Annotated in this window: 3 protein-coding genes; 1 reads left to right on the top strand and 2 read right to left on the bottom strand. The window is 58.8% G+C overall.

The genetic code is table 11. The annotated features are described in order from the left end of the window. Window positions 1–621, bottom strand: a 621-nt coding sequence (locus AB4043_RS24250) for an MFS transporter (RefSeq protein WP_442308351.1), incomplete at its 3' end; no start/stop codon positions are given. Between the two features lie 21 nt (window positions 622–642). After that, window positions 643–1,557: a 5-dehydro-4-deoxyglucarate dehydratase gene (gene kdgD / locus AB4043_RS24245; RefSeq protein WP_442302319.1), complete on the bottom strand. Its 915-nt coding sequence runs from the start codon at window positions 1,555–1,557 to the stop codon at window positions 643–645. A 119-nt stretch (window positions 1,558–1,676) separates the two neighbouring features. On the opposite strand from kdgD, the gene AB4043_RS24240 reads away from it, so the two are divergent. Beyond that, window positions 1,677–1,858, top strand: a 182-nt coding sequence (locus AB4043_RS24240) for a LysR family transcriptional regulator (protein WP_442308350.1), incomplete at its 3' end; no start/stop codon positions are given.

Raw genomic sequence — 1,858 nt, 5'->3', positions numbered from 1 at the left:
GATCTCTGCATCGGAGATATGAGGATGCGACTTCACGCTATGAATGACACGGAACCAGACGACGCTGAGCAGCAGGCTGACAACGCCTCCGAGCCAGAAGCAGGCCTTCCAGCCGTAGCGCTGCACCAGCCATCCCATCACCGGCCCAAAGATCACCAGGGCGAAATACTGTGATGAATTGAAGATCGCGGAAGCACGGCCGCGTTCCGCCGTTGGAAACCATGCCGCCACGATGCGTCCGTTACCCGGAAAGACGGGCGACTGCGCCAGGCCAGAGAGTAGCCGTACAGCGAACAGAAGCCCAAATCCCATCGCGGCCGGAAGAAAGCCGATGAAGCCTGCGATCAGCGCCAGGATCGACCAGGCGACGATGCTCAGGCCGTAGATGCGCTTGGACCCATAACGATCCAGCAAACCGCCCGCCGGCAACTGGGCAACGACATAGGCCCAGCTGAAGCCGGAGAAGAGATATCCGAGCTTCAGTGGATTGAGACCAAGCTGATGCGAGATGTCGACTCCCACGATGGAGAGAACAACACGGTCACCGTAGCTGCAGCAGCTTGCGGTGAAGAGCATCAACACGATGAGAAAGCGGATATGCGACTGTTCTTTCCCTGCCATCCTGCATCAACCTTTTGCTTTCTACGAACGGTTGCCGATCAATGCCTTCAGCTCTTCCAGCTCCTGCGGCGTGAGATCCAGCAACGGCGTGCGCACTGAACCCGCGGGACGACCCACAACTTTCAGGCCGGCCTTCACAATCGAAACCGCATAACCCTTGCGGCGATTGCGAATGGTGCTGTAGGGCAGCACAAATTCTTTCAAGCCCTTGTAGATGGTTTCGTGGTCGCGACGACGGACCGCGGCATAGAACTCATTCGCGAAGTTAGGCAGGAAGTTGAAGATCGCCGAGGAGTACGTGGTGACGCCCATCTCCAGGTACGGCAGCGCAAAGGTTTCCGCCGTCGGCAGGCCGCCCACGTAGGTCAGCCGCTCTCCCATACGGGTAAAGATGCGGGTCATCAGCTCGATATCGCCATAGCCATCCTTGAAACCGATCAGGTTCGGGCAACGAGCACAAAGAGCTTCGAGGCTGTCTTCGTTGATGACGAAGTTATCGCGGTTGTAGAGGATCACGCCAAGCTTCGTGGCGCCACATACGGCTTCAGCATGCGCGATCAGGCCGGCCTGCTCCGCGCCGACTAGATACGGAGGCAATAGCAGCAGGCCGTCGGCTCCGGCGGCCTCGGCGGCTTTCGCGAACTCGATGGCCATGGCCGTGCCGTATCCGCAACCCGCGAGTACGGGAACACGCCCGGCAGTCTCTTCTACCGCGGCGCGTACGACATGGGAGAACTCCGAAAGGGTAAGCGAGAAGAACTCGCCCGTGCCACCAGCGGCGAACAGGCCGGCGGGATTGTGCTCGATCAGCCAGCCGATATGAGTGCGATAGGCGCTCTCATCAAAGGTGTTTTTAGCGGTGAAGTGCGTTACCGGAAACGACAGCAGGCCGCTGCCGATCGTCTTTGCCAGGTCTGCGGGAAGCATCTGGGGCATTCTGTCTCTTCTTCTCCAGCCCGCGGCGATCGGGCGCCGCGCGGCAGGTAAAACTATAGTCCGCCGAACGATGCTTTGTGGAATCATAGTGAGCATCAAATCATGCAGAAAAGGACTTAATGTTCGAGCTCAAACAACTGCATTATTTTCTGGTCCTGGCCGACGAGCTCCACTTTGGCCGCGCGGCGAAACGGCTGCATATGACGCAGTCGCCGCTCAGCCGCCAGATCCAGATGCTGGAACACACACTGCAGTTTCCGCTCTTCAAGCGTAACAACCGCAGTGTGCAACTCACCCCGGC

The organism is Terriglobus sp. YAF25 (assembly GCF_052113305.1).
GTDB lineage: Bacteria > Acidobacteriota > Terriglobia > Terriglobales > Acidobacteriaceae > Terriglobus.
Note: the sequence above shows the minus strand (reverse complement) of the source record. Positions and strands in the feature narration are given on the sequence as shown.